This window comes from Curtobacterium sp. MCLR17_042 (genome assembly GCF_003234695.1).
Lineage (GTDB): Bacteria > Actinomycetota > Actinomycetes > Actinomycetales > Microbacteriaceae > Curtobacterium > Curtobacterium flaccumfaciens.
In genome coordinates this window covers 150,789-173,028 of the sequence record NZ_QKTD01000002.1, presented here as the reverse complement: position 1 = coordinate 173,028, position 22,240 = coordinate 150,789, and the positions used below count along the sequence as shown (strand labels likewise).

Annotated in this window: 21 protein-coding genes, 1 tRNA gene and 1 pseudogene; 16 read left to right on the top strand and 7 right to left on the bottom strand. The window is 71.6% G+C overall.

The features are described 5' to 3' along the window. Positions 1–250 precede the first annotated feature (250 nt). From DEJ02_RS03055 to DEJ02_RS02980, 16 genes are all read left to right on the top strand, one after another. Positions 251–1,180 (top strand): CpaF family protein, encoded by a 930-nt coding sequence (locus DEJ02_RS03055; protein WP_111031961.1) that lies wholly within the window; start codon positions 251–253, stop codon positions 1,178–1,180. After that, entirely contained in the window at positions 1,177–2,010 is an 834-nt protein-coding gene (locus DEJ02_RS03050) for a type II secretion system F family protein (RefSeq protein WP_181440261.1), read from the top strand. The genes DEJ02_RS03055 and DEJ02_RS03050 overlap by 4 nt, the downstream gene beginning before the upstream one ends. Before the next feature lie 84 nt (positions 2,011–2,094). Beyond that, on the top strand, positions 2,095–2,337 hold the full coding sequence (locus DEJ02_RS03045) for a DUF4244 domain-containing protein (RefSeq protein WP_175330804.1): 243 nt from the start codon (positions 2,095–2,097) through the stop codon (positions 2,335–2,337). A gap of 10 nt (positions 2,338–2,347) precedes the next feature. Continuing rightward, positions 2,348–2,653, top strand: coding sequence for a TadE family type IV pilus minor pilin (locus DEJ02_RS03040; RefSeq protein ID WP_181431568.1), 306 nt, complete (start codon positions 2,348–2,350; stop codon positions 2,651–2,653). A gap of 1 nt (position 2,654) precedes the next feature. Beyond that, positions 2,655–3,134: a hypothetical protein gene (locus DEJ02_RS03035; protein WP_111031959.1), complete on the top strand. Its 480-nt coding sequence runs from the start codon at positions 2,655–2,657 to the stop codon at positions 3,132–3,134. Then, complete coding sequence (gene topA / locus DEJ02_RS03030) at positions 3,110–5,935, top strand: type I DNA topoisomerase (protein WP_111031958.1); 2,826 nt, start codon at positions 3,110–3,112, stop codon at positions 5,933–5,935. Before DEJ02_RS03035 ends, topA begins: the two co-directional genes overlap by 25 nt. Next, complete coding sequence (gene tmk / locus DEJ02_RS03025) at positions 5,932–6,567, top strand: dTMP kinase (RefSeq protein ID WP_111031957.1); 636 nt, start codon at positions 5,932–5,934, stop codon at positions 6,565–6,567. Before topA ends, tmk begins: the two co-directional genes overlap by 4 nt. Before the next feature lie 25 nt (positions 6,568–6,592). Then, entirely contained in the window at positions 6,593–7,735 is a 1,143-nt protein-coding gene (locus tag DEJ02_RS03020) for a DNA polymerase III subunit delta' (protein ID WP_071404998.1), read from the top strand. A 24-nt stretch (positions 7,736–7,759) separates the two neighbouring features. Beyond that, positions 7,760–8,395 carry a TetR/AcrR family transcriptional regulator gene (locus DEJ02_RS03015; RefSeq protein WP_111031956.1) on the top strand — a complete coding sequence of 212 codons (636 nt, stop codon included), beginning with the start codon at positions 7,760–7,762 and terminating at the stop codon, positions 8,393–8,395. A gap of 44 nt (positions 8,396–8,439) precedes the next feature. Next, a tRNA-Thr gene (locus DEJ02_RS03010) sits at positions 8,440–8,512 on the top strand. Positions 8,513–8,693: 181 nt separating this feature from the next. After that, positions 8,694–9,491, top strand: coding sequence for a glycoside hydrolase family 16 protein (locus DEJ02_RS03005; protein WP_111031955.1), 798 nt, complete (start codon positions 8,694–8,696; stop codon positions 9,489–9,491). Positions 9,492–9,680: 189 nt separating this feature from the next. Further along, entirely contained in the window at positions 9,681–10,121 is a 441-nt protein-coding gene (locus DEJ02_RS03000; protein WP_111031954.1) for a BLUF domain-containing protein, read from the top strand. A gap of 92 nt (positions 10,122–10,213) precedes the next feature. Next, entirely contained in the window at positions 10,214–11,209 is a 996-nt protein-coding gene (locus DEJ02_RS02995) for a Gfo/Idh/MocA family protein (RefSeq protein WP_111031953.1), read from the top strand. A 73-nt stretch (positions 11,210–11,282) separates the two neighbouring features. After that, complete coding sequence (gene dacB / locus DEJ02_RS02990; protein ID WP_111031952.1) at positions 11,283–12,794, top strand: D-alanyl-D-alanine carboxypeptidase/D-alanyl-D-alanine-endopeptidase; 1,512 nt, start codon at positions 11,283–11,285, stop codon at positions 12,792–12,794. A 23-nt stretch (positions 12,795–12,817) separates the two neighbouring features. Further along, on the top strand, positions 12,818–13,438 hold the full coding sequence (locus DEJ02_RS02985; protein WP_071404992.1) for an isochorismatase family protein: 621 nt from the start codon (positions 12,818–12,820) through the stop codon (positions 13,436–13,438). Then, positions 13,435–14,937: an NAD-dependent succinate-semialdehyde dehydrogenase gene (locus DEJ02_RS02980; RefSeq protein WP_111031951.1), complete on the top strand. Its 1,503-nt coding sequence runs from the start codon at positions 13,435–13,437 to the stop codon at positions 14,935–14,937. Before DEJ02_RS02985 ends, DEJ02_RS02980 begins: the two co-directional genes overlap by 4 nt. Before the next feature lie 64 nt (positions 14,938–15,001). On the opposite strand, the gene DEJ02_RS02975 is transcribed toward DEJ02_RS02980, so the two are convergent. The 7 genes and pseudogenes from DEJ02_RS02975 to trpS all read right to left on the bottom strand — a co-directional run bounded on the left by DEJ02_RS02975 (position 15,002) and on the right by trpS (position 22,229). Further along, positions 15,002–16,855: an ABC transporter ATP-binding protein gene (locus DEJ02_RS02975; RefSeq protein ID WP_111031950.1), complete on the bottom strand. Its 1,854-nt coding sequence runs from the start codon at positions 16,853–16,855 to the stop codon at positions 15,002–15,004. Positions 16,856–16,862: 7 nt separating this feature from the next. Next, on the bottom strand, positions 16,863–17,078 hold the full coding sequence (locus DEJ02_RS02970) for a hypothetical protein (protein WP_027466417.1): 216 nt from the start codon (positions 17,076–17,078) through the stop codon (positions 16,863–16,865). A 142-nt stretch (positions 17,079–17,220) separates the two neighbouring features. Further along, positions 17,221–18,600 (bottom strand): MFS transporter, encoded by a 1,380-nt coding sequence (locus tag DEJ02_RS02965; RefSeq protein WP_110863353.1) that lies wholly within the window; start codon positions 18,598–18,600, stop codon positions 17,221–17,223. Between the two features lie 219 nt (positions 18,601–18,819). Then, a pseudogene (gene ribA, locus DEJ02_RS02960) lies at positions 18,820–19,449 on the bottom strand (GTP cyclohydrolase II); the annotation flags it as partial. 29 nt (positions 19,450–19,478) lie between these two features. Then, positions 19,479–20,570: a bifunctional diaminohydroxyphosphoribosylaminopyrimidine deaminase/5-amino-6-(5-phosphoribosylamino)uracil reductase RibD gene (ribD, locus tag DEJ02_RS02955; protein ID WP_375342360.1), complete on the bottom strand. Its 1,092-nt coding sequence runs from the start codon at positions 20,568–20,570 to the stop codon at positions 19,479–19,481. Between the two features lie 91 nt (positions 20,571–20,661). Continuing rightward, positions 20,662–21,216 (bottom strand): GNAT family N-acetyltransferase, encoded by a 555-nt coding sequence (locus DEJ02_RS02950; protein WP_071406390.1) that lies wholly within the window; start codon positions 21,214–21,216, stop codon positions 20,662–20,664. A 2-nt stretch (positions 21,217–21,218) separates the two neighbouring features. Further along, positions 21,219–22,229: a tryptophan--tRNA ligase gene (trpS, locus tag DEJ02_RS02945; RefSeq protein WP_111031947.1), complete on the bottom strand. Its 1,011-nt coding sequence runs from the start codon at positions 22,227–22,229 to the stop codon at positions 21,219–21,221. Between the last annotated feature and the right edge of the window lie 11 nt (positions 22,230–22,240).

Genomic DNA, 22,240 nt, shown 5'->3' with positions numbered 1-22,240 from the left:
GGGGACAAACCGGCCCGTTGGTGGGGCACTCCGACGTTGTCCACAGAAGTGGGGACCCTCCCCGCTGAGGGCTGACGTGCTCCCTACCGTCGGCGGCATGCCTCTGCACCGTGCTCCACTGCTTCCCCGCGCGTCGGCGCCTTCCGCGTCGACATCGCCTGCGTTCTCGGTGCCGGCACCGGCGCGGGCGCATGTTCCGTCGGCGCCGTTCCTGCCCGGGGCAGCGCCGCCGGCTCGTCGCCGGGCGTCCGTGGTCGTCGAGTTCGAGGAACTCGCCGCCCTGGTGGCTGATGCCACCGTGACGGACGTCCTGGTGGTCGGTGGCGTGGGGACGTGGGTCGACCGCGGCACCGGCCTCGAAGCCGTCCAGCCGCGACTGACCGAGGCGCGTGCCCGCGAACTCGCGACCCGGCTCGTCGCGCTCGGCGGTCGCCACGTCGACGAGACCACCCCGTGCGCGGACGTCCGGCACGGGGACGGCATCCGGGTCCACGTCGTCCTCGCCCCGGTGTCCGTCGGGGGCACCGCCGTGTCGATCCGACTGCCACAGGTCCATCGACCCTCCCTCGCCACCCTCGAACGCGGCGGGACCTTCGCGTTCGTCCCACGGTCGGTCGTCGAGGACGCCGTCGCCGCGCGCCGGAACGTCCTGGTCACCGGCGCGACCGGCAGCGGCAAGACCACCCTGCTCGCGGCGATGCTCGGGAACGTCCCCGTCGACGAGCGGATCGTGACGGTGGAGGACGTCGCGGAGCTCCGGATCGCCCATCCGCACGTCGTCGCGCTCGAGGCGCGGCAGGCGAACGCCGAGGGGGTCGGCGCGCTCGGCCTCGACCGGCTCGTGCGCGAGGCGCTGCGGATGCGCCCCGACCGGATCGTCGTGGGGGAGTGCCGCGGCGCCGAGGTCCGCGAACTCCTCTCCGCCCTGAACACCGGGCACGACGGGGGAGCCGGCACCGTGCACGCCAACGGCATCGCCGACGTGGCCGCTCGCCTCGAAGCGCTCGGGGCACTCGCCGGCCTCGGTGCCGAGGCGCTCGCGCGGCAGGCCGTCAGCGCCTTCGACCTGGTCCTGCACGTGGAGCGACGCGCAGGACAGCGGCGGCTCGGTGGCGTGGGCACGTTGTGCGTCGGCCCGGACGGGAGGCTCGAGGTGCGCCCGGTGGACGGGCTGCGGTGAGACGACCCACACCCGACGGCCCGGCGCGGGTGGCCGGGGTGCTCGACCGGGTGGCGACGCTGGTCGCGGCAGGCGTCCCGCCGCCGCGGGCCTGGCGGCTCGTCGGCGGGCTGCCCGGGGTCGGAGGACCCGCCCAGCAGGACATCGTCGTCATCCTCCGCGTGGCGGACCGGACGGGAGCGCCCGTCGCGGAGACCCTCCGCGGGCTCGCCGGTGCGCTCCGGCGCGCCGCAGCATCGGACCGGGCGATCCGGGTCGCCCTGGCGGGACCGCGGACGAGCGCCCGGGTCGTGCTCGCGCTGCCGCTCTTCGGGTTGGGGCTCGGTGCGGCCTGGGGTGCCGGTGCCGTCGAGGTCCTGGTCGGTTCGCCGGCGGGTTGGGCGTGCTCGTGCACCGCGGCGGCCCTCGTGCTGGCCGGGCGACGGTGGACCGACCGGCTGGTCCGTTCCGCGACCCCCGACGGCCGAGTCCCCGGGGTGCTCCTCGACGCCTGGGCCGTGGCGGTCGCCGGAGGCGGGTCGTGGAGCACCGCCGGGCAGGCAGTCGCCGAGGCGTCCGCGGGAGCCGCCCCGACCGCCGGGGACGTGCACCGGCTGCGGGAGGTCCTCGACCTCGCCCGGCGCGCCGGGGTGCCCGCCGCGGGGTTGCTCCGCCGCGCCGCCGAGGACGTGCGCGACGAGGCCGCTGCCGACGGGCTCGTGGCTGCGGAACGACTGGCGGTCCGACTGGTGCTGCCGCTCGGGGTCTGCGTCCTGCCGGCGTTCGTGCTCGTGGGGGTGGTGCCCGTGGTAGTCGGGGTCCTCTCCTCCACGGTGGGCGGGGCCGCGTGACCTCTCCACAGATGGCGCCGAGGCCTCGTCGTCGACACCCCGGCCAGGACACGCTTGTCCCACCGAACAGAAAGGACGGACTCCATGAGCACCACGTCATCCCCCGACCGCCGCACCCGTCGGGCCATCCGCCACCACCGTCGCCCGCGTCGCCTCGTCGCCCGGTGGTCGTCCCGGCTGCGGGACGACCGGGGATCGGCCACCGCCGAGTACGCGGTCGTCATCCTCGCCGCCGTGGCGTTCGCCGGTGTGCTCGTCGCGGTCATGCGCTCCGGCGAGGTCCAGACCATCCTCACCGACCTCGTCCGTGGCGCGCTCTCGCTGTGAGCGCGGCTCCGTGACCGTCGAGTTCGCGGTGGCGCTCCCCGTGGTGGCGATCGTGTTGACCGCCCTCGTCGCGGCCGTCCTCGTCGTCGACGCGCAGGGCCGTCTGCAACTCGCCGCAGCCACCGCCGCCCGGGCGATCGGGCGTGACGACGAGCACCAGGGCCGGTCCGCGGCCGACCGGATCGCTCCGGGGGTCTCGGTCGTCGTCCGGTCGGACGGTGACCTGGTCTGCGTCGACGCCACGCGCGGCGGGACCGGTCCCTTCGCGGCGCTCCCGCTGACCGCGACGGGGTGTGCCGCGGCCCGAGGGGGCTGACGTGACGATCCCCGACGGCCAACGAGGCTCGGCGACCGTGCTGCTCGTGGCGGTCCTCGGGGTGGGGGTCCTCGTCGCGTCGACGGCGCTCGCCGCCGCCGGTCACCGCACGCAGGCCCTCCGCGCCCAGGGTGCCGCCGACGCGGCCGCCGTGGGCACCGCGGCGGCCGCCACCGGGCTGGTACCGGGGGAGCCGTGTGCGGTCGCGACCCGGATCGCCACGGCGAACGGGGCCGCCCTCGACGCCTGCGAACTCGTCGCCACCACGGCCCGCGTCCGCGTGGTCGTGGGCACCGGACCGTTCGTCGTCGGCGCACTCGCGGTGGCCGGTCCGGCAGGCGACCCGCCCGAACACTATGTGTATGGTGTGCCTGTCGGCCCGCGGTCACCGATGTCCCGGTCGACCCGGACACGCTCGTGGCCAGGGCCGATCAGCACCATCGATCAAGGAGACACGTGCCAGGCACGAAGAAGCTCGTGATCGTCGAGAGCCCTGCGAAGGCGAAGACGATCGCGCAATACCTCGGTGACGGATACGAAGTCCAGGCCTCGGTCGGACACATCCGCGACCTCGTCGAGCCGAAGAACCTGCCGCCCGAGCTCAAGAAGGGCTCCCTCGGCAAGTTCTCGGTGGACGTCGACAACGGCTTCGAGCCGTACTACGTCGTGTCCGACGCCAAGAAGAAGACCGTCTCCGAGCTGAAACGCGCCCTCAAGGACGCCGACGAGCTCTACCTCGCAACAGATGAAGACCGCGAGGGTGAAGCGATCGCGTGGCACCTGCTGCAGGTCCTGAAGCCGAAGGTCCCCGTCAAGCGGATGGTCTTCCACGAGATCACGAAGGAGGCGATCCAGCGCGCACAGGAAGCCACCCGTGAGCTCGACACCGCCCTCGTCGACGCGCAGGAGACCCGCCGCATCCTCGACCGTCTGTACGGGTACGAGGTCTCCCCGGTCCTGTGGCGCAAGGTCGCCCCCGGTCTGTCCGCCGGCCGCGTGCAGTCCGCCGCCACCCGTCTCGTCGTCGACCGCGAGCGCGAGCGCCTGGCCTTCGTGTCCGCCAACTACTGGGACCTCTCCGCCCGGTTCGAGAAGGCCGGCGAGTCCTCCTTCTCGGCGCGACTCGCCCGGATCCACGGCACCCGCGTCGCCTCCGGCCGTGACTTCGACGACCGCGGCACGCTCAGCGGTGACGTCGTCCGGCTCGACGAGGCCGCTGCCGCGTCGCTGACGACGGTCCTCGAGCGCGCCGGTGACGCCACCGTCCGCAGCGTCGACTCGAAGCCGTACACGCGACGCCCGGCCGCGCCGTTCACCACGTCGACGCTCCAGCAGGAAGCCGCGCGAAAGCTCCGTCTGTCCCCGCGACAGACGGCTCGCGCTGCGCAGACCCTGTACGAGAACGGCTACATCACCTACATCCGTACCGACTCGGTCTCGCTCTCGAAGCAGGCCATCGACGCCGCTCGCAAGCAGGCAGCGGACCTGTACGGCTCGGCCACCGTGCCCGACAAGCCCCGCCTGTACGCGAGCAAGAGCAAGAACGCGCAAGAGGCGCACGAGGCGATCCGTCCCGCCGGCGACTCCTTCCGCACCCCGCAGGACCTGCAGGGCACCCTCACCGGTGTCGAGTGGCGCCTCTACGACCTCATCTGGAAGCGCACAATCGCGTCCCAGATGGCGGACGCGAAGGGTTCGACCGCATCGATCGTGCTCGGCATCTCCTCCACCGAGTCGGTCGAGGGCATCGCCTCGACCGCGAACGGTACGGATGCCGAGTTCACCGCATCCGGCACCGTCATCACGTTCCGCGGCTTCCTCAGCGCCTACGAAGAAGGCCGTGACGAGGACCGCCACGAGTCGTCCGAGCGTGCGGGCCAGGACGTCGCCCTGCCGAACGTGGCCCAGGGCGAGCACCTCGCGGTCACCGACGTCGAGGCGAAGGGGCACGACACCACCCCGCCGCCGCGCTTCACCGAGGCGAGCCTCATCAAGACGCTGGAAGAGCTGGGGATCGGGCGTCCGTCGACATACCCCACGATCAGCCCGACGATCATCGACCGCGGCTACGTCTCGCTCCGCGGCACGCAGCTGGTGCCGAACTGGATCGCGTTCAGCGTCGTGCGCCTGCTCGAGGAGTACTTCGGCGAGCTCGTGGAGTACGACTTCACCGCCGAGATGGAAGAAGACCTCGACCGCATCGCTCGCGGCGACGCGGACCGGGTGGACTGGCTCAAGGGCTTCTACTTCGGGGGCGGCGACGACGACCAGCGCGGCCTGCGGACGGTCATCGACAACCTCGGTGAGATCGACGCCCGCGAGATCAACTCGGTCGAGCTCGCTCCGGGCCTCACGCTCCGGATCGGTCGGTACGGCCCCTACATCGAGGTGCCGAGCGACGACCCCGAGAAGCCGCGGCGCGTGAACGTGCCCGAGGACCTCGCTCCCGACGAACTGACCGTCGAGAAGGCGAAGGAACTCGTCGACGCCCCGGTGATCGGCGACCGCGTCGTCGGGATCAACCCGGAGACCGGCAAGGAGGTCCTGGCGAAGGACGGCCGATTCGGCCCCTACGTCACGGAGCGCACCCCGGAGCCCGAACCCACCGTGGACCCGAAGACCGGCGAGGTCGTCGAAGCGCCCGCAGCAGCAGAGGCCCCCGTGGCCGAAGCGGCTGCTGCGACCGCGACGAGCGAGACGGCGTCGGCGACGGCGAAGAAGGCCCCCGCCAAGAAGGCGCCTGCGAAGAAGACGACGAAGAAAGCGGCGGCGCCGAAGGAACGCACCGCTTCGCTCTTCAAGTCGATGGACCCGCAGACCGTCGACCTCGAGACCGCGCTGAAGCTCCTCGACCTGCCCCGCGTCGTCGGCCAGGACCCGGAGACGGGCAACGACATCACGGCACAGAACGGCAGGTACGGGCCGTACCTGAAGAAGGGGACCGACACCCGGACCCTGCCCGGCGAGGACGCGATCTTCGACATCGACCTGCCCGGCGCACTCGAGCTGTTCGCGCAGCCGAAGTACGGCGGCAACCGCACCGCGAGCGCCGCGCTCAAGGAGTTCGACGCCGACCCGGTGTCCGGCAAGCCGATCAAGATGAAGGACGGCCGGTTCGGCCCGTACGTCACCGACGGCGAGACGAACGCGACCATCCCGAAGGGCGAGGACGTCGAGGCCGTCGACCACGCCCGCGCGGTCCAGCTCATCGCCGACAAGCGTGCCAAGGGGCCGGTCAAGAAGAAGACGCCGGCTCGTCGGACGGCGGCCAAGAAGAAGTGACCGGTCGCTTCATCACGCTCGAGGGCGGCGACGGCGCGGGCAAGACGACCCAGGCGGAGCTGCTCTCGGCGTGGCTCGGTGCGCACGGTCGGACCGTGGTGCGCACCCGCGAACCCGGCGGCACCGACCTCGGCGTCCAGATCCGGCAGATGGTCCTGCACGAGCGGGGCCACGTCGCGCCCCGGGCCGAGGCGCTGCTGTACGCGGCCGACCGAGCCCAGCACGTCGAGACGGTCGTCCGTCCGGCGATCGCACGCGGCGAGGTCGTCCTGCAGGACCGCTACATCGACTCGTCCGTCGCCTACCAGGGCGTCGCGCGCGGGCTCGGCGCCGAGCAGGTCCGGTCCGTCTCGGAGTGGGCAGCGGACGGTCTCGCACCGGACCTCACGATCCTGCTCGACCTCGACGTCACCGTCGGACGCGCCCGGGTGGCCGCGGCGCGGGGCGACACCTTCGACCGTCTCGAGTCCGAGGCTGCGGCGTTCCACGAGTCCGTCCGTCAGGCCTTCTTGGCGATGGCCGATGCCGAGCCGGCGCGCTTCCTGGTGGTCGACGCCTCGAACCCGACCGACACCGTGCAGGACGCGGTCCGTCGAGCGGTCGCCCCGCTCGTCGGGATCGACCCGGCATGACGGTGGTCACTGACATGATGGTCCCGTGAGCGTGTGGGACGGCCTGACCGGGCAGGAAGAAGCGGTCGCGTCGCTGCGCAACGCGGCTGAGTCCACCGACGGCACCGGCGGCATGACGCACTCGTGGCTCATCACCGGTCCGCCCGGGTCGGGACGGTCGAACGTGGCGACCGCCTTCGCGGCGGCGCTCGTGGGCAACGGCCCTGACGACGACCACACCCTGCGGCAGATCACCGCGAAGACCCACCCCGACGTCTCGGTGCTCACGACCCAGCGCGTGATCATCACGATCGACGAGATCCGGCAGCTCGTCACGTCGTCGTACTACTCGCCATCGGTCGGGCGGTACCGCGTCGTCATCATCGAAGACGCCGACCGCATGACCGAGCGCACCTCGAACCTGCTGCTCAAGGCGCTCGAGGAACCCCCGGAGCGCACGGTGTGGATCCTCTGTGCTCCGAGTGAGGCCGACCTGCTGCCGACGATCCGGTCGCGCGTCCGCTCTGTCCGCCTGCGCGTGCCCGGCATCGAGTCCGTCGCCGACCTGCTCGTCGCCCGGACCGGCGTCGATCGTGCCCTCGCGATGGATGCTGCTCGCCAGGCGCAGAGCCACATCGGCATGGCGCAGCGTCTCGCCACGAGCGAGCCGGCCCGTGACCGTCGCCGCCGGACCCTGACGACCGTGCTCGGTGTGCGGAGCGTTGGTGACGCCGTCATGGCGGCCGCCGAGCTCCTCGCCGTCGCCGACGAAGACGCGAAGTCCATCACCGAGCAGCGCGACTCCGAAGAGCGCGACGCGGCCCTGCGCTCGCTCGGGGTCGAACCCGGCGGGACGATCCCGCCGGCGCTCCGGTCGCAGCTCCGCGCCCTCGAGGACGACCAGAAGCGCCGGGCGACCCGGAGCCTGCGCGACGGGCTCGACCGGATCCTGGTCGACGTCTCGTCCCTGTACCGCGACCTGCTCCTGCTGGGGCTCGGAGCCCCCGCGGAACCGGTCAACCTGGCCATGCAGGACCAGCTCGAACACGCGCTGCCGACGACACCGCCCGCTGCCGCGCTCGAGGTCCTCGACGCCGTGGCCCTGGCGCGCCAGCGCATCGCGGCGAACGTGGCGGCACTCCTGGCGCTCGAAGCACTGCTCGTCACCATCGCCCGCGCCCGCCGCTGAGGCACGGCGTGCGACAATCACGGCATGCACGACGCTGAACCCGGCCTGCGCGAACGGAAGCGCCGCGCCACCCGGCGCGCCATCCAGCAGGCTGCGCTCCGGATCGCCATCGAGGACGGCCTCGGCGCGGTCACGGTGGACGAGATCTCCCGGCGGGCCGACGTCTCGCCCCGGACGTTCTTCAACTACTTCCCGAGCAAGGAGCAGGCGATCCTCGGGGACGACCCGCAGCTGCCCGACGACGCGGCGTTGCAGGCGTTCGTCGACGGTGGTCCGAGCGGTGACCTGCTCGCGGACATCGGCACGCTGCTCGTGCACTCCACGCGGGAACTGATCGAGGAGCGCGGGCTCATCGAGGAGCGGCAGCAGGTGCTCCGCGCGAACCCGGAGCTGTTCAGCCGTCGCATGGCGTCCATGAAGGAGTTCCAGGCGGAGCTGCAGGCGGCCGTCACGCGCCGGCTCGAGCACGCCGACCCGGAGCTCGCCGCCGACGCCGAGGCACTCCGCCGCCGCGCGGGTCTCGCGGCCATCGTCGCCCTCGCCGCCCTGCGCCACGCGTGGTGGGAGTGGTCGGGTTCCGAGGCCGGAACACACCTGGTCGACGAGCTCGAACGGTCCTTCTCCGAGCTCGGCGTGCTGGTTTCGCGTTCACTGGTCTGAGCCTGTATAGTCATTGCTCGTGCCACTCCGGACATGGAGTGTGCGCCGCCTTAGCTCAGTCGGTAGAGCGATTCACTCGTAATGAATAGGTCGTCGGTTCGATTCCGACAGGCGGCTCCGTGAACACCCCGGTCAGGCCCACTCGAAGTGGCTCTGACCGGGGTTTTCGTATTCCGGATGAAACCCGTGTCCCTCGCCCGAGGGACAGACGTCGGGCGCGTTCGCGGGCTACCCTTGTCCGCGAAACGGGGGACACGATGACCGACCACCAGCCCAGCGCTCCACCGGCGGTGCCGCCGTGCTGAAGCGTGTCCTGGTCATCGTCGTGGTCGCTGCCACCGCCGGAGCCCTCGCGGTCACCGCGGCAGCCGTGCCCGAGTCCCGTGCCACGTCCGCATCGACCTCGTCGCCGAGCACCGGTCCGTCCGCGACCCCGACGGCGTCCGCGACCGGTCCCGCGTACCTCGCGGACCGCGAGCCGACCTTCTCCGAGGACTTCGACACCCCCGCCGCAGCGGGCGGCCCCTTCGCCGAGACGTACCGGAACTCGTGGCAGCCGTACCCCGACGGTACGGGCGGCAAGTACTACTCGGACAAGCTCATCAGCGCCCACGACGGCTACCTCGACGTCGCGATGGACGGGGAGCACGGCGCCGCCGGGACGTTCGGCACGCCCACCGGCGCCTGGTCACACGTCGGCGGCACCTTCAGCATCCGTGCGCGGGCGACCGGTGGCGACGGCAACGGGATCGCGGTCATGCTCTGGCCGACGTCGAACGCCTGGGCGGACGGCGAGCTGAACTACCCGGAGGGGCAGTTCAACGGCTCACCGCGCGTCTTCCACCACTCGATGCTCCAGGGGCTCGAGAAGCGGACCGAGCACTACAACACCCGGGTGTCCTGGAACGACTGGCACACCTACACGACCGAGTGGGTGCCGGGGAAGATCATCCGGTACTACCTCGACGGCAAGCTCGTGTTCACGGTGCCGCGCAACGTGCCCACCACGCCGCACCGCTACATGTTCCAGATCGGCAACTGGGGCGACCCGGGGCACGTGCAGATCGACTGGGTCCGCACCTACGAAACGGAGTGACCAAACCCCCCGGACGGGGGCTCCGAATCAGTCCGGTCGTACGACCCGACACCCGTGTGCTCGCGTCGATGACCCGAACCTCGACGCGGGTGCGCGGGCGGGAACGATCCCCGTTCTGGGGATTCCCTTGCCGGGCCACTCGGACAACGATGGGACACGAACCCGTTCCGTCGTCACCGAGAGGTCGTCATGCTGCTGTCCCTGGTCTACATGAGCGCAGCGAACGAGGTGTTCGACCAGGAGCGGCTCGACGCACTGCTCGAGCACGCACGGGTCCGCAACACCGCGTCCGGCCTGTCCGGTCTGCTCGTCTACAAGGACGGCCGGTTCATGCAGCTGCTCGAGGGCCCCGAGTCCGCCGTGCTCGAGACGTACCAGCGCATCATCGACGACCCGCGGCACACCGACGTCGGCCTGCTCGTCGAGGAGCGTATCCACACCCGGCGTTTCGGCGAGTGGAAGATGGCGTTCCACCGGGAGGCCGAAGCCGACCTGCCCGACGGCTTCGACTCGTTCCTCGCCGAGGGCGATGCGAGCGCCGATACGAGCCGTGCCCGTGAGCTCCTGCGCTGGTTCCGGAACCACCCGATGGCCGCCCCGGACGCCGCGCTCGGCAAGCACCGCCGCTGACGACCCGAGGCGGGCCCCTCGGCTGACCAGCCGAGACACGCCCCGCCACTGCCGCGCCGCCACACCCCACCCCGCGCTGGTAGACAGGACCCATGACGGTTCGCTGGGGAGTCATCGGCACAGGCGGCATCGCACGGTCCTTCGTGGGTGACTGCACCGCGGCCGGCATCGTGTTCACGGCCGTGGGCAGCCGCACCCGCGAACACGCCGAGGCCTTCGCCGCCGAGTTCGGCATCGAGCGGGCCCATGGTTCCTACGCGGACCTGGTGGCGGACGACGACGTCGACGCGGTCTACGTCGCGACCCCGCACGTCCGGCACGCCGAGGACGCCCTGCTCGCGATCCGCGCGGGCAAGCACGTCCTGGTCGAGAAGGCCTTCACGATGACCGCGGACGAGGCCCGTACGGTCGTCGACGCTGCTCGGCACGCGGGCGTCGCGGTGATGGAGGCGATGTGGACCCGGTTCCTGCCCCAGATGGCGATGATCCGCGAGGTCGTCGCCGAGGGACGGATCGGCCGCCCGATGGTGGTCGAGGCGACCCACCACCAGGCGCTCCCGACGGACCCCGGCCACCGGTTGCGCGACCCGGCACTCGGCGGGGGAGCGATGCTCGACCTCGGGATCTACCCGGTGTCCTTCGCGGTGGACGTGCTCGGGGTGCCGACCGCGCTGGTCGCAGCCGGGACGCTGAGCGAGCAGGGCGTCGACGAGCAGATGGGCCTGGTGATGACGCACGAGGGCGGTGCGCAGTCGATGATCCACTTCGGGATGGACCTGCGGAGCCCGAACACCGCGTCGATCATCGGCGAGACCGGCCGCATCGACCTCGACTCCACCTGGTACACGCCGACCACCTGGCGGATCCGCGATCGCGACGGAGCCGTCGTCGAGGAGTTCGACGGCCGCGAGGAGCTCGCCGGGTACGCGCACGAGGCCCGCGCCTTCGAGACGATGATCACGTCGGGCCGCCACGACGGCGGCCCGATGGACCCGGACGAGACCGTCGCGATCATGGCGGTGCTGGACGAGGCACGACGCCAGGTCGGGGTCCGGTACCCGGCCGACGGTCCCGTCACGGCTCCCTGATCCGGCTCCCGTCCGCCACGGATCCCGGATCCGGCCTGGAGGCTCCTGCCGCAGTTCCGTAGGATCGGTCGCGATGTCCGAGCAGCAGCCCACCCCGCGTTCCGTCCCGGAGCGGTTCCGCGCCGCCGTCACCGCGGTGCGCGCCTCCGCCGCGCGACGCCCGGTCCCCTGGATCGCCGGTGGTCTCGCGGCGCTGCTCGTGGTCGGTTCCGGTGGGGCCGTCGCCGTCGCAGCGGCCACGACCCCGGACTCCCGGACCGCTGCGGCGCCGAGCCCGACCCGGACCGCGTCCTCGGCTCCGGACCGGACGACCACCACGAAGCGCCCGACCACGAAGCCGTCCCCCACCCCGACCGCCGATGCCCGCGCGGTGCCGGACGACCTCGCGGGTCCGTCTGCGCTCCGGACCTGCTCGATCGCGACGGCTGCGTCGGCGAGCGGCCTCGGCGACTTCGAGGGGTACGTGATGGACGCGAAGACGGGCAAGGTCCTGTTCTCCAAGCACGGCGAGCGGGCCGCGCAGACCGGCAGCGTCATGAAGACCCTGACCTCGGCGACCGCGCTGTCCGTGCTCGGGGGTGACCACCGCATCCCGACGACCGTCGCACGGGAGTCCGCGAACACCGTCGCCCTGGTCGGCCACGGCGACGCGACGCTGTCCGCCGGCGGCGGCACCGTGTACCCGGGCGCCCCGACCCTCGCCCAGCTCGCGCAGCAGGTGAAGGCGAGGGTCGGCGACACCCCGGTCACCACGATCGTCACCGACGACTCGTACTGGAGCGACGCCGACGCCTGGGACCCCACGTGGCCGGTGTCCGAACGCACCATCGGGTACCAGCCGAAGGTCACGGCGCTCATGGTCGACGGTGACCGGGCGAACCCCGCAGCGGCGACCTCGCCCCGGTCCGAGGACCCGGTCGGACGCGCCGGCATCGCCTTCCGGACGGCACTGGCGAACGCTGGTGTCGCCGGCGCCGGGTCCGCGCAGATCGTCAAGCGGGCGACCACGGGCACCGAGACGATCGCCACGGTGTCGTCGCAGCCGGTGTCCACGCTCATCGGGCAGATGATCCCGAACTCGGACAACACCCTGGCCGAGATGCTCGCCCGGGTGTCCTCGAAGGAGTCCGGGTCGAACGGCTCGGCGGCGTCGCTGTCGTCCGTGTACCAGTCGGCACTGCGCTCCTACGGCCTCGACCCGGCCGGCATCGTGATCAAGGACGGCTCGGGCGAGAGTGCCTCGAACGCCGTGTCGCCGGAGTTCGTCGCACACCTCATGGTGCAGGTCGCCTCCGGCGCGAAGGGCCTCGGCACGCTCGCGAACGCCCTGCCGGTGTCCGGCCAGTCCGGCACCCTGGCCAGCCGGTTCACCGGCGCGAACGCGGTCGCCCGCGGCAAGGTGCACGCGAAGACGGGCTGGATCGACAGCGCGAACACCCTCGGCGGCTACATCGACGCCGCCGACGGGTCGCGGCTGACCTTCGCCTTCTACGCCATCGGTTCGCCGCGTGCAGCGGCACTGCCGGCACTCGATGCGGTGACCGCCGCGACCTACTCGTGCGGGAGCAAGCTCACCGGCTCCTGAGCCGACGGGTGTTGGATGGACCCATGGCAAGAGCACTGCTCGTCGTGGACGTCCAGAACGACTTCACCGAGGGCGGTGCGCTCGCGGTCACCGGGGGAGCGGCGCTCGCGAAGCGCATCACCGCGTTCCTCGGTCGGCACGGGGACGAGTACGACCTGATCGTGGCGTCCCGCGACTGGCACCACGGCGACGACGACAACGGCGGACACTTCGCCGGACCCGACGGACCCGACTTCGTCGACACGTGGCCGGTGCACTGCGTCGCCGGCACACCCGGCGCCGATTACCACCCCGATCTCGACACCGCACTGATCGACGTCGACGTCCGCAAGGGGCAGGGGACGCCGGACTACTCGGCGTTCCAGGCCCGGACCGAGGCGGGCGTCCCGCTGGCCGAGGTGCTCGCCGAGCGCCGCGTGCACACGATCGACGTCGTCGGCATCGCGACCGACCACTGCGTCCGTGCCTCGGCGCTCGACGCCCGTGCCGCGGGCCTCGACGTCGCCGTGTACGAGGACCTGGTGGCCGGCGTCGACGTCGAGCGCAGCGCCCGGGCGCTCGACGAGATCCGGGCGGCCGGCGGACACGTCGACCGCAGCGACATGGACGAGGGCCTCGCGAACCCAGGAGGAGCACGACTGTGACCGACACCACCACGAACGAAACCACTACCGTCGCCGACGAGCATGTCCGCGTCGAGGGCGTCCCCACCGGACTCTTCATCGGCGGCACCTGGCGCGCCTCGTCGAGCGGGGCCACCTTCGCCGTGCACGATCCGTCGACCGGTGCCGTCCTGGCCGAGGTCGCCGACGCCACTCCCGAGGACGGCCTCGCCGCCCTCGACGCAGCCGCCGCGGCGCAGGAGTCGTGGGCAGCGACGGCCCCGCGCACGCGCTCGGACATCCTGCGCCGGGCCTTCGACCTGGTGCACGAGCACGCCGACGACCTCGCGGCCCTGATGTCGCTCGAGATGGGCAAGCCCCTGGCCGAGGCCCGCGGTGAGGTCGTCTACGGCGGCGAGTTCCTGCGGTGGTTCTCGGAGGAAGCCGTCCGCATCACCGGCGACTACCGCACGAACCCCGAGGGCACCGGCCGCGCGATCGTGCTGAAGCGTCCGGTCGGCCCCGTGTACGCGATCACCCCGTGGAACTTCCCGCTCGCGATGGCGACGCGGAAGATCGGCCCGGCCCTGGCCGCCGGCTGCACGGTGGTCGCGAAGCCGGCCGACCTCACCCCGCTGACGACCCTGTTCCTGGTCGAGCTGTTCCGTCGTGCCGGGCTGCCGGACGGCGTGCTCAACGTGATCCCGTCGAGTGACGCCAAGGGACTGTCCGAGCCGATCATCGCCGACCCGCGCCTGCGGAAGCTGACGTTCACCGGTTCGACCCCGGTCGGTTCGGCGCTCCTCAAGCAGGCGGCGGACAACGTGCTCAAGACGAGCATGGAGCTCGGCGGCAACGCGCCGCTGCTCGTGTTCGACGACGCCGATCTCGACGAGGCGGTGGAGGCGGCGATGCTCGCGAAGTTCCGCAACACGGGCGAGGCCTGCACCGCCGCGAACCGGTTCTTCGTGCAGGACGGCATCGCCGATGCGTTCATCGCGGCCCTCACCGCGAAGGTGGACGCCCTGCGCGTCGGCCGAGGCACCGAGGACGGCACGACGCTCGGACCGCTCATCGACGACCGCGCCGTGGACAAGGCTGCCTCGCTCGTCGACGACGCCCTCGATCGCGGTGCCCGGCTCGTCACCGGCGGCCACCGGATCGACCGCCCGGGCACCTTCTACGAGGCGACGGTGATCGACGACGTGCAGCCCGGCTCGGAGATCATGACGACGGAGATCTTCGGACCGGTCGCCTCGGTCACGCGCTTCAGCACCGAGGACGAAGGGATCCGGCTCGCGAACGACACCGAGTACGGGCTGATCGCCTACGCCTTCACGACCGACTTCCGGCGCGGTCAGCGGCTCGCCGAGCGCCTGGAGACGGGGATGCTCGGGCTGAACACGGGCGTCGTCTCGAACGCGGCGTTCCCGTTCGGCGGTGTGAAGTCCTCCGGCCTCGGCCGCGAGGGGTCGCACGAGGGCATCGAGGAGTACCTCGAGACCGTCTACGTGCTGACGCCGGACCCCTTCGCCGCCTGAGCCAGATCCTGAGCCCGAGCCCGGATCGACGGTACGGCCGCGGTACTCGCGGCCGTACCGGCAATCACACCAGCAGCTGGTGCTTCGCCAGGTCGCGGTAGAGCGGCGTCGACTCCACGAGCTCGGAGTGCGTGCCGCTGCCGACGACGCGGCCGTGCTCGAGCACGACGATCACGTCGGAATCGACCACCGTCGACAACCGGTGGGCGATCACGAGCAGGGTGCGGTCCTCGGCGACGGCGTCGATCGCGAGCCGCATCTTCTGCTCGTTGACCCCGTCGAGTGACGACGTCGACTCGTCGAGCAGCAGGATCGGGGGAGCGGCGAGCAGCGCGCGGGCGATGGCCAGGCGCTGCCGTTCCCCACCGGAGAGCATCACGCCGTCCTCACCGACCTGCGCGTCGAGACCGCGGGGATCGCGGTGCAGGACCTCGCCGAGGTTGACCGCCTCGAGCACCCGGACGCAGTCGTCCTCGGTGGCGTTCGGCGACCCGAGCAGCAGGTTGGCGCGGATCGTGCCGGCGAGCACGGGCGCGTCCTGCTCGACGTAGCCGATCTGGGCACGGAGCTCGTCGCGGTCCATGCCGCGGACGTCGATGCCACCCAGGCGGATGACGCCGTCGGTGGGGTCGTAGAACCGCTCGATCAGCGCCAGGGTCGTCGACTTGCCGGCACCGGACGGACCCACGAGTGCGACGCGTGACCCGCGGGGCACCCGGAACGACACGTCGTGGAGCACCACGTCGTCGGCCGGGCGCTCGTCGTCGACGTGATCCGGGCCTCCTGGACGGTCCGCGGGGTCGGACGCGACCGCGCCGTCGGCACCCGAGGCACCCGCCTGGGCGCGGTACCGGAACGAGACGTGCTCGAACGCGATGGCGTCGTCGGTGGCGACGGCCGCGGCGGGCCGGACCGACTCGTCGTCCTGGGACTCGGTCGGCAGGTGCAGGATCTCCTCGATCCGGCCGAGCGCGCCGAGCGCCTGGGCGACGGCCACGGCCGCGCCCATCGCCTGGCCGAGCGGCATGATCATCATGAAGAGCAGCAGGATGAACGTGATGAGCGTCGCGATGGTGATGGTGCCGGCCGCGACCTGTGCCCCGCCGACGCCCAGGACGGCGATGAACGCGACCTGCATGACGATGCTCGCGACGGGGACGACGAACGCGGACATCTTGGCGATGTCGAGGCCCCGCTTGTAGGCCTCGGTCGCGTGGCCGTCGACCTCGCGCACCTCGCGTTCGGTGGCGCCGGCCGCGCGGATGGTCCGGACCGCGCCGATCCCGCGTTCGACGGCGGCAGTGAGGTCGCCGACCTTCTCCTGCGCCCGCTTCGAGGCGACCCGGATGCGACGGCTCAGCCCACCGACGACGACGATGGCGATCAGGACGATCACGATCACGATGCCGAGCAGCAGTGGGTCGATGATGGCCATCGCGATGATGGCGCCGATGAACGTGAGCGCGCCGCCGATCGACTCGATCAGCCCCTGGGTCAGGACGGCACGCAGGAGCGTGGTGTCGCTGCCGACGCGGGACACCAGGTCGCCGGTGCGGCGCGTGTCGAACTCCGAGATCGGCAGGTTGAGGATGCGGGCGATGAGCTTGCGGCGGGTGGAGAGCACGACGCCCTCACCCGCGCGTTGCAGCAGGAAGTGCTGGACGCCGTTCAGCACCCCTGCGACGATGACGAGCCCGACCAGCAGCCACACGAGCGTGCTGAGGGTGTTGCCCTGCTGCACCGCGGTGATGACCTGGTTGACCAGGAGTGGCTGCGCGAGCGAGGCCCCCGCCCCGAGGACGCTCAGCACGATGATCACGACCATCGCGGGCTTGTTCTCGAACAGGTAGGACAGCAGGCGACCGAACGTGGCGCGGGGGCCGTCGGAGGTCTTCGGGCGTGCGAAGGGGAAGCTCATCGTGTTCCTAGTTTCTGCCGTACTTCTTGTGCACTGCCTGTCGGCTGACACCGAGCAGCGTCGCGATCTCCTGCCACGAGGCGCCGGCGGTGCGGGCACGTCGCGCGGCGAGCTCTTCGGTCCGGTCGAGCTCACGGCGCAGTTCCCGCACGTTGGCGAGGGCGGAGAACGGGTCGTCCCCTGATGCTCCGGCCGCGAGGCTCGTGATGGTCGGTCGGTCCATGCCTGTCAACCTACATTGACGCACCGACATTCGTCAACCTGCGTTGACGGCGTCTCGCCGCGCAGTGGGGTCGCGCGCACGACGGACGGGAGGCCCGGTGCCAGCTGGCACCGGGCCTCCCGTCCCGCGGATGCGTCGCCGATCAGGCGTCGGCGATGTCCTTCGACTTCGTCTCGCGCACGAAGAGCAGCGCGACCAGCGTCACGACCGCGGCGATCGTCAGGTACAGGCCGACCAGGAAGATGTCGCCGTCCGGCTTCCAGAGCGCCAGCGCGATCGTCGGGGCGAGCGACGCACCGAGGATCGACGCGACGTTGTACGCGATGGCCGAGCCGGTGTACCGGACGTTCGTCGGGAACAGCTCGGGCAGCAGCGCACCCATCGGACCGAAGGTCAGTCCCATCAGCGAGAGCCCGACGATGAGGAACGTCACCACGGTGATCGGGCCGCTCGACGCCGCGAACCAGAACTGGAACGTCAGGCCGAACAGCGCGATGCCGATCGTGGTCGGGATGAGGGTCTTGCGGCGGCCGAACTTGTCGGCGAGCAACCCCGCGATCGGGGTGAAGATGCCGAAGAACACGACACCGATCATGAGCAGGGTCAGGAACTCGCCACGGGTGTACCCGAGGCCGACCTTGGGGACGAGTGCGCTCGCCTCGGAGCCGGTCGTGCCGTACGACAGGGTGAACGTCGTCATGAAGTAGAAGAGCACGTACGTGGCGACCATGCCGAACGTGCCGACGATGACGGCCCGCCACGAGGTGCGGAACACCCGACCGAGCGGGACCTTCGCGACCGTGCCGGACTCCTGCACACCGCGGAACACCGGCGACTCGACGAGCTTGAACCGCACGTACAGACCGATGATGACGAGCACGGCGGAGAGCAGGAACGGGATGCGCCAGCCCCACGCCTGGAAGTCGGCGTTCGGCGTGCCGTCGGCACCGGCGGGCATCGCCGCGTTGATCGCGATGAACAGGCCGTTGGCGAGCAGGAAGCCGATCGGGGCACCGAGCTGCGGCATCGAGCCGAACACGCCGCGCTTGCCCTTCGGTGCGTTCTCGGTCGCGAGCAGGGCCGCACCGGACCACTCGCCGCCGAGCCCGACGCCCTGGGCGAAGCGCATCACGGCGAGCAGGACCGGGGCCCAGACGCCGATGGTGTCGAACGTCGGCAGGCAGCCGATCAAGAACGTGGCGGTGCCCATCACGAGCAGCGACGCGACGAGGGTGGTCTTGCGGCCGATCCGGTCACCGAAGTGCCCGAAGATGATCGACCCGACCGGCCGGGCGAAGAACGCCAGGGCGAAGGTGACGAAGGACGACAGCTGCGAGGCCGTGGGGTCCTCGTTCGGGAAGAACAGCGTCGGGAAGACGAGCACCGCAGCGGTCGCGTAGACGTAGAAGTCGTAGAACTCGATCGACGTGCCGACGAGGCTCGCGATGACGACGCGGGAGCGTGGGTTGCCGGCGGGTGCCGGAGCGGAGGTGGGGGTTGCGGGTGCCGGGGCGGCGGTCATGACAGGGCGAGGTCTTCCGTGCTGCGTGCTCCCGGCGGAGAGCACGAGGATCCGGACGGCGGACACCGATCGGTTCGCGCGGGGTGGCGCGGGCACCGATCGGGTGCGTTCGGCTGAGGGGGGACCGCTTGTGACGGAAGCCCGATCATACGACAGATGTCGTCTGCCTGCGAATCAGCCCAGAGTCAGCTGGCCGCAGCGTCTGGCGCCTGCGCGCGCTCAGGCGCCTGCGCCGGCGCCCGCTTCGAGGTGCTCGGGCAGCTGGTGGCCCATCCGGTCGCGCTTGGTGTCGAGGTACCCGGCGTTCTGCGCCGAGATGCCGACGACGAGCGGCACGAGGGAGTCGACGGTGATGCCGTGCTCCTCGAGCTGGCGGCGCTTCTCCGGGTTGTTCGACAGCAGCCGGACCCGGGTGATGCCGAGGTCGGCGAGGATGCCCGCGGCGCCGCCGTAGGCTCGTGAGTCGGCGGGCAGGCCGAGCGCGAGGTTGGCGTCGAGGGTGTCGAGACCGTCCTCCTGCAGGCGGTAGGCCTTGAGCTTGTTGATGAGGCCGATGCCGCGGCCCTCTTGCCCGCGCAAGTAGATGACCACGCCGCCCTCGGCCGCGATCGTGTCGAGCGCGGCGTCGAGCTGGGGGCCGCACTCGCACTTCAGCGAGCCGAAGGCCTCACCGGTCAGGCACTCGGAGTGCACCCGGACGAGTGCGCCGTCGGTGGGCATCGAGCCGTCCGGCAGGGTGCCGATGATCGCGACGTGCTCCGCGCTCGTCACGAGGTCGCGGTAGGCGCGCATCTGGAAGGTGCCGTGGGTGGTCGGCACGTTCGTCGACACCTCGAACTTGACCGGGCTCCCCGGCGTGGGGGAGGTCAGCGCATCGGTCATGGGGTGCTCCGGTCGTTCGTGGGCCCGTCGTTCCCGAGCCCGGGTGTCGCGTCGTGCTGCTGCTGCTGGCGGTCGTGCTGGTTCTGGTTCTGGTGCTGCGGATGCTGCGGTCGGGCTCGGACCAGCAGGTCGGGGCCGAGGCTGGTGGTCGATAGTACGTCCAACCGCCGACGGTCGGAGATGCTTCCCACCCCCAGGTCGTCGAGGGCGACCCGGGGGCCGCCGAGCAGCACCGGGGCGATGTACACCAGGTACTCGTCGACGAGTCCGGCGGCGATGAGCGCCGAGGCGACCGTGGGGCCACCCTCGACGAACACCGAGTGCACCCCGTGCCCGCGCAGGGCACCGAGCGAGGTGGCCAGGTCGTGTCCGGGCAGGGTGACGAGCCCCCGCGGGTGCCGACGGACGGCGGCGTCGGCCGGCACCGGGCGGTCGCCGAGCACCACGGCGAGCGGCTGGTCGGCGAGCAGTTCGCCGGCGTCCCCGCGCGCGGTCAGGCTCGGGTCGTCGGCCAGGACGGTGCCGATGCCGACGAGGATCGCGTCGTGGGCTGCGCGCTGTTCGTGCACGTGCTGCCGTGCGGCGGCGCCGGTGATCCACTTGCTCGTGCCGTCGGCAGCGGCGGCGCGCCCGTCCAGGCTGGACGCCCACTTGACGGTGACCCACGGTCGGCCGAGACGGACCGAGAGCAGCCAGCGTTCGAGGAACGCCTCGGCCTGGTCGGCCAGGACGCCGGAGACGACCTGGACCCCGGCGGCACGGAGACGGTCGGCGCCGCCGTGCACGTCGGCTCCGGGGTCGTCGATCGCGTACACGACCCGGGCGATCCCGGCGTCGAGCAGGGCCACGGCGCACGGCCCCGTGCGGCCGACGTGGTTGCAGGGTTCGAGGGTGACGACCGCCGTCGCGCCGCGCAGCAGTGCCGGGTCGACCTTGGCCATCGCGTCGACCTCGGCGTGCGGGGTGCCGGCGCCCTTGTGCCACCCCTCGGCGAGGACCTCGCCGGTGGGGGAGAGGATCACGGCGCCGACGCGGGCGTGGTCGCCGACGACGGGCCCGAGGGCCGCGAGTTCGAGCCCGCGGCGCATCGCCCGGACCTCGGTGGGTCGTGCCGTGTCGCTCACGGGCCGAGCCTACCGGCGGTGGTTGGGTGACACGTCACCACGGTTGTGAACGCGTTCAGGCGACGGGCCAGGGGAGCTCGGAGGCTGGGGTGCCGTCGGCGCGTCGCAGTGCGGTCCACGCCGCGGTCGGGCCGCCGTCCCGGTCCGGCACCCGGGCTGCGCCGAGGCCCGTGAACGAGAACCCGGCCGCACGGGCGACCGCTGCCGACGCTGCGTTGCCCTCGTAGCACTCCCAGTAGACGTCCGGCGCACCCTGCTCGAACGCCCAGTCGACCACGAGCCGGACGGCGTCGTGCATGAGTCCGGCACCGCGCGCGGACGGTGCGAGCCAGAACCCGAGGTCACGACCGGCGGTGCGGTAGCTGATGATGCCCGCGAGCCACGTCGAACCGGCCGGTCGGATCGCCCACGTGTACTCGCGGTCCGAGGCCCACCCCGGTCCGACCAGGGCGTCGACGAAGGTCCGGGCGTCCTGCTCGCGGTACGGCGTCGGCACCGTCGTCCACCGGACGATCTCCGGGTCCTGGCAGGCCTCGGTGATCGCGGCGGTGTCGGCGCGGGTGGGCAGGTCGAGCCGGACCCGTGCGGACTCGAGCGTGACGGGTTGCACGGTCAGCCGCGCGATCGCGGGACGAACCCGATGCGGTCGTAGACGCGGGCCAGGGTCTCCTGCGCGATCGACTCGGCGCGGTCGGCGCCGACGGCGAGCAGCCGGTCGAGCTCCGCCGGGTCGTCGAGCAGTTCGAGCGTGCGGGCGCGGACCGGTTCGAGCTCGGCCACGACGGCGTCGGCGACCTCGGCCTTCAGGTCGCCGTAGCCCTTGCCGGCGAACGACTCCTCGAGCGCGGCGATCGAGGTGCCGGTGAACGCCGACAGGATCGACAGCAGGTTCGTCACACCGGGCTTCGTCTGGCGGTCGGCCCGGATCTCGCGCTCGGCGTCAGTGACGGCAGACTTGATCTTCTTCGCGGTGCGCTTCGGGTCGTCGAGCAGGCGGATGAGGCCGTTGTCCGACGCTGCGGACTTGCTCATCTTGCTGGTCGGGTCCTGCAGGTCGTAGATGCGCGCGGTCTCGGTCAGGATGCGTGCCTCGGGCGTGACGAAGGTGTCACCGAACCGCGAGTTGAAGCGTCCGGCCAGGTCGCGCGTGAGTTCCACGTGCTGGCGCTGGTCGTCCCCGACCGGCACGACCTTGGTGTCGTAGAGCAGGATGTCCGCGGCCATCAGGATCGGGTAGGTGAAGAGCCCGACCGACGCGGCCTCGGCGCCCTGGCGTGCCGACTTGTCCTTGAACTGGGTCATCCGGCTCGCCTCGCCGAAGCCGGTCAGGGTGTTCAGCACCCAGGCGAGCTCGGCGTGGGCGGGCACGTGCGACTGCACGAACAGCGTCGCCTTGGACGGGTCGATGCCCGACGCGATGTACTGCGCAGCGGTGGCCCGGGTGTTCGCGCGGAGCTCGGCCGGGTCCTGCGGCGAGGTGATGGCGTGCATGTCGACGACGCAGTAGATGGCGTCGTAGTCGTCGAGCAGGGTCCTCCACTGCATGAGCGCCCCGACGTAGTTGCCGAGGTGCAGCGATCCGGCGGACGGCTGGATGCCCGAGAAGATGCGGGTCTTGGTCATGGTGGTGCTCC

Coding starts and splice junctions, on each gene's coding strand:
- DEJ02_RS03045 (WP_175330804.1), top strand. CDS start 2,095: ATGAGCACCACGTCATCCCCCGACCGCCGCACCCGTCGGGCCATCCGC.
- DEJ02_RS03015 (WP_111031956.1), top strand. CDS start 7,760: ATGCACGACGCTGAACCCGGCCTGCGCGAACGGAAGCGCCGCGCCACC.
- DEJ02_RS03000 (WP_111031954.1), top strand. CDS start 9,681: ATGCTGCTGTCCCTGGTCTACATGAGCGCAGCGAACGAGGTGTTCGAC.
- DEJ02_RS02995 (WP_111031953.1), top strand. CDS start 10,214: ATGACGGTTCGCTGGGGAGTCATCGGCACAGGCGGCATCGCACGGTCC.
- dacB (WP_111031952.1), top strand. CDS start 11,283: ATGTCCGAGCAGCAGCCCACCCCGCGTTCCGTCCCGGAGCGGTTCCGC.
- DEJ02_RS02985 (WP_071404992.1), top strand. CDS start 12,818: ATGGCAAGAGCACTGCTCGTCGTGGACGTCCAGAACGACTTCACCGAG.
- DEJ02_RS02975 (WP_111031950.1), bottom strand. CDS start 16,855: ATGAGCTTCCCCTTCGCACGCCCGAAGACCTCCGACGGCCCCCGCGCC.
- DEJ02_RS02970 (WP_027466417.1), bottom strand. CDS start 17,078: ATGGACCGACCGACCATCACGAGCCTCGCGGCCGGAGCATCAGGGGAC.
- DEJ02_RS02965 (WP_110863353.1), bottom strand. CDS start 18,600: ATGACCGCCGCCCCGGCACCCGCAACCCCCACCTCCGCTCCGGCACCC.
- ribD (WP_375342360.1), bottom strand. CDS start 20,570: ATGCGCCGCGGGCTCGAACTCGCGGCCCTCGGGCCCGTCGTCGGCGAC.
- trpS (WP_111031947.1), bottom strand. CDS start 22,229: ATGACCAAGACCCGCATCTTCTCGGGCATCCAGCCGTCCGCCGGATCG.